This window comes from Bacillus cereus group sp. BfR-BA-01356, assembly GCF_022663635.1.
Lineage (GTDB): Bacteria > Bacillota > Bacilli > Bacillales > Bacillaceae_G > Bacillus_A > Bacillus_A cereus.
In genome coordinates, this window is the sequence record NZ_JAKUFX010000222.1 from 1 (window position 1) to 4,146 (window position 4,146).

Here is a 4,146-nt window from a genome sequence, read left to right on the forward strand (position 1 = left end):
ATTAAACAATAAACAAATTAGATGGAGCGCCGTATGAGGTGAAAGTCTCACGTACGGTGTGGAGTGGGGGAAAAGGTAGAGATAACTTCAAATCCTTACCTATCACTAACAGGGGCAATATGGAGACATGAGCTCATCTTGTATTGGTGTAAAGGGGAATGCTCGTGTAGGGTGTATTAAAGATCCCAATATTTCTATAGAAGCAGGTGTACGGGAATTTAAAGATGTACTAGGAAAGGTCAATGGTGACATTGCACTCGCTTTGCAGTCGTACAACTTTGGCGAAGGTTTTATTAGTTACGCTTTAGCAAAGGGTGGCTATTCAGAAGAAACAGCTATTGAGTTTTCAAGAAGTAAGAATCATTTAAATCCAGGTGGTTGCTCCGATCCGAATAACTTCCGAACCAAGGTAAATGCGTGTTATGGTGATTTTACATATGTTTCCAAAGTTTTAAAATATTACAAAGATTTAGGTTGTGTGGCAGATGTATCTGGAGAATGGATTTCTGATAAAGGTTGGAAATGGCCAACGAAATCAGGTCGTATTACAGATACGTTTGATGCAGTGCGTGGTGGAAAGCAACATAATGCAGTTGATATTGGGGCCATGACCGCCGGAAAAGCTGGAGACCCTGTATGGTCAATGGAAGTAGGTATTGTAACAGCCCAAACAGGAAATGTAAATGGTGGTGGTCTAGGTGTCTATGTAGATCATGGAAATGGTATTGTATCTCGTTACTTACATTTGAGTAAAATATCAGTTGCACCGGGAACTATGGTGACAAAAGGGCAAATTATTGGGGAAATGGGCGGTTCTAACTTTGATAGAGATACAGGTTTCCTTAATATGAATGGATACGCTGTCCATTTAGATTTCCAAATTTGTATTAATGACCAACCAACAGATCCAATGAAATTCTTTAAGAAAAATGATGATCCAGGGTTATCATCTGGTGGTTCTCCTACAATGACAAATGCTAAACGACAAAAGGTACTGGAAGAAGCGAAAAAATGGATTGGGCAAGGGAAAGTGAGCTATGTATCCGGTGCTAGAAATCCAGCTGCAGGTAGTGCTGATTGTTCAGGATTTACACAATACGTGTTTAAAACCAGTATAGGTGTCCAACTAGGGGATTGGACAGGTGCTCAAATTGGACAGGGAAAACAGGTGCCCGATATCGGTCGTGCACAGCCAGGAGACTTAATTTTCTATGAAAATCCGAACCATGTATCTATTTATTTAGGGAATCAGAAAATGATTCATATTGGTGATAATAAAGGTGTACAAATTACAGGTCTAAACTATACGGCAAGAGGACAACATATGACGCAAGTCCGTAATGTAATCGACTGATATGGGATGTGATGATATGAAGAAAGTCATGAATATGTTAGCGAATCTGCCTCGTAAGTACTTAGTTATATTGGTAATTATAGTGTTAGTAGTAGGCGTTGCGACCTATAATACGATTCATCGTTATATGATGAAATCACAAGTACAAGAGGAAGAGCAGGTAAATCAAGATGAAATCGAGATGCTTGGTGATAAGCCAAAGGGATTTGATACAAAAGAGGAAGAATATATCGCAAAGACAAAAACAGTAGAGGATTTACTACGAAAAATTTCTAATAGTAGTTATGATGTCCCGTATTTGTTTACAAAGGCTGGATTTGGTATTGAACCAATGAAGATGACAAGTAATGAGCGTATGCTGGCTACAGAAGCTGTTCAAAGGTATTTCCTAAATGGAGATCAATTTTACAATGCGCGTATTACCAAAATTGATCGTGGAAAAAAAGTAGATACGTTTCATATTGAAGTTTTAATTCAACAGGTAAACTTCTTAGAACCACGACAATTTAAAGTGCAGGTAAACAAATATGCACAAATTGTAACACCAATTGCACAAATTCCACATGGACAAGAAGAAGTACCTGTGGATTAAGAAGAAAGTGAGGGTTGTGGAGAAAAACACAACCCTTTTATAAAAAAATAAAGAGTACCTAAAAATATTTATTGAATATTCATAATTTTCTGATATAATAAAACCATGGTTAAAAGAAATTTGTATATAACGTTAAATGAAATGGATATGGAGGAATACAAATGAGAATGTTAATTGGAACAGCTGCGAATTTTGTTTCGGGGTATTATATAGGACGAAATTCTGGATTATTAGGAACGTTGCTTGGATGGGCTTTTTTGTTGGGTGGTGGCTATCTGTTAATAGAAAATTGGGATAGTATCACAGTATGGATGCATAGTTTAAATATTGTAAAAGGGCTAGATGGTTACGAAGATATGAGCAATGGCTTCATTTTCATCTGTTTGGTGGTAAGTGGCTTTATTTTTATCTTGTTGTCCCCGATTTTCATTATTTTATTAATAGTTTGTTTTGTGTTAATGAATATTGTTGCTTGTACACTTGTGTTATTAACATCACCAAGTACATACATAAAGAAGAAAGATAAGGAGAGTGAGTGGGAATGAGTACAATTCTAGTTTTAGGTGGATCAAATGGAAGAACGTTAGAGAAGTTGGCCAAAAAAAGAGACTGCCAGGTTATTTTCCATGATGGGAAAAATCACGGAGGCGTAAAGAAAACGTTTCGAAGTGTTATAAAAAAATGCGATGTTATTGTCATTCAAAAAGGTGCATGTGGCCATGTATCTATTGATGTAGCAAAAGAGTACGCAAAGAAGTATGATGTCCCACTATTATTTAATCAGGGATTTGGTGGAACAGGTGCATTAGAAATGGGTTTAAAGCATCTGCAAGCGGCTTGATTTTAGTAGATAGTCTGAGATAACTGTATGGGCACCTAATTATATAATTATTATATATAATTATTATATATAATTTTTAGTGTTCATTTGTAATTACTTAATGTAATAAAATATGAATTTTGTAGAGAAGTAGGTGGGTTTATGAAAGAAAAGATTGATTCAATTAAAAATAAACTCTCTAATGGAAAATCTCGTTTTGAGAATGGTAAGACCGTGGTAGAGGTTAGTTTATCTGAATTAAATGAATTACTGAGCTTGGCTTATGACATTAATAATTATCGTTTAAATGCTTTGTGGAATTTAGAGCAAACATCAAAGGCATATAAAGAGTACAAAATACGTAACGAAAAATACCAAGAATCGTTAAAACTAATAAAAGGAATAACAAATGGAGTAGATAATGCAATTGTTAAAGATGTGAATCGAATAGCAAAAGAATCATTATCATAATTAACCAAAGCGTTGTTTGAAAATAAAGGAGCTGGGGAAATGGACGAAAAGAAATTGGAATTGAATGAGGATCAAAAATCTGTATTACTGAAGGTGTTAAAGGATATGCACTTTGCTAATGCTCAATTACGTGAATGGGTGAGTAAAGATTTACTTTCAATCGAAATGTCAAAAACACTTCCATCATTGATAGAAAGCTATTTTAGTGAAGCAGCAAAAGTACTAAATTACGAATCATATCTGTTGGAAGAAAAAGAAAAACGTTATGCGGAGATTAAAAAGGCGAATCAAAAGATACATGAATTACAGGGTAAATTAGGTTCCGATAAACCAGTTGATGGTTTAAAAGAACAGTTGAAACATCTTTCTGAAGTTGTTAGTGAATGGTGGAATACAGAAGGTTTTAATCATGTGCATGATACGAAGTATTACCCCTATGGTGGAATGAGAGTGAAACTTAGCTTTATGTTAGAACATTGTCGTTCTTTCAGTAAAACTCCTGTAACAGATAAAAGGAGCCGAGAGGAACACATTCAATATTTACGTGAAATGGGATTTGAATTTGCCGACTTTGAAAAAGGACGGAGTGAAAAATTGGATTTAATCGACAATCATCAAAATCGTTCATTACTTATAAAGATGCTTACAGAGCGTTTTCCTTCTCTTGATGTTTATAGCTTTAGCAACCATAGTAGTTACTCTAAAAAAGACATTTTTATTATTAAGCATATAGATGCTTCAATTTATGATTTATCTGATATTTAAAATCGATGAAATAAAACAAAATAATTATTTAAGGGAAAAGACCTGCGGTAGTATGTCAACTGAAAAATAATATCTTTTGAAGTTATCAAAGGACAAATTGCTTAAAAAAGACATCACGAAACTAGACCAGTATTTTATGTAAAA

General features: G+C 34.7%; 5 protein-coding genes and 1 pseudogene. All 6 read left to right on the forward strand.

The genetic code is table 11. The features are described 5' to 3' along the window. Window positions 1-109: 109 nt before the first annotated feature. Window positions 110-1,354: pseudogene (locus MR168_RS32290) on the forward strand (NlpC/P60 family protein); the annotation flags it as partial. Between the two features lie 16 nt (window positions 1,355-1,370). Next, the gene (locus MR168_RS32295) at window positions 1,371-1,946 is read left to right on the forward strand and encodes a hypothetical protein (protein ID WP_000757464.1); all 576 of its coding nucleotides are present in this window, start codon (window positions 1,371-1,373) and stop codon (window positions 1,944-1,946) included. Between the two features lie 161 nt (window positions 1,947-2,107). Continuing rightward, entirely contained in the window at window positions 2,108-2,491 is a 384-nt protein-coding gene (locus MR168_RS32300) for a hypothetical protein (protein ID WP_001242518.1), read from the forward strand. Continuing rightward, window positions 2,488-2,787 (forward strand): DUF2325 domain-containing protein, encoded by a 300-nt coding sequence (locus MR168_RS32305; protein WP_000104242.1) that lies wholly within the window; start codon window positions 2,488-2,490, stop codon window positions 2,785-2,787. Before MR168_RS32300 ends, MR168_RS32305 begins: the two co-directional genes overlap by 4 nt. A gap of 141 nt (window positions 2,788-2,928) precedes the next feature. Continuing rightward, the gene (locus MR168_RS32310) at window positions 2,929-3,237 is read left to right on the forward strand and encodes a hypothetical protein (RefSeq protein ID WP_000659905.1); all 309 of its coding nucleotides are present in this window, start codon (window positions 2,929-2,931) and stop codon (window positions 3,235-3,237) included. A gap of 39 nt (window positions 3,238-3,276) precedes the next feature. Beyond that, entirely contained in the window at window positions 3,277-4,002 is a 726-nt protein-coding gene (locus MR168_RS32315) for a hypothetical protein (protein WP_000343609.1), read from the forward strand. The last annotated feature ends 144 nt before the right edge of the window (window positions 4,003-4,146 follow it).

Bases quoted from the DNA above. Each gene is read 5' to 3' on its own strand.
- MR168_RS32310 (WP_000659905.1), top strand. From the start codon at position 2,929: ATGAAAGAAAAGATTGATTCAATTAAAAATAAACTCTCTAATGGAAAA.
- MR168_RS32305 (WP_000104242.1), top strand. From the start codon at position 2,488: ATGAGTACAATTCTAGTTTTAGGTGGATCAAATGGAAGAACGTTAGAG.
- MR168_RS32295 (WP_000757464.1), top strand. From the start codon at position 1,371: ATGAAGAAAGTCATGAATATGTTAGCGAATCTGCCTCGTAAGTACTTA.
- MR168_RS32300 (WP_001242518.1), top strand. From the start codon at position 2,108: ATGAGAATGTTAATTGGAACAGCTGCGAATTTTGTTTCGGGGTATTAT.
- MR168_RS32315 (WP_000343609.1), top strand. From the start codon at position 3,277: ATGGACGAAAAGAAATTGGAATTGAATGAGGATCAAAAATCTGTATTA.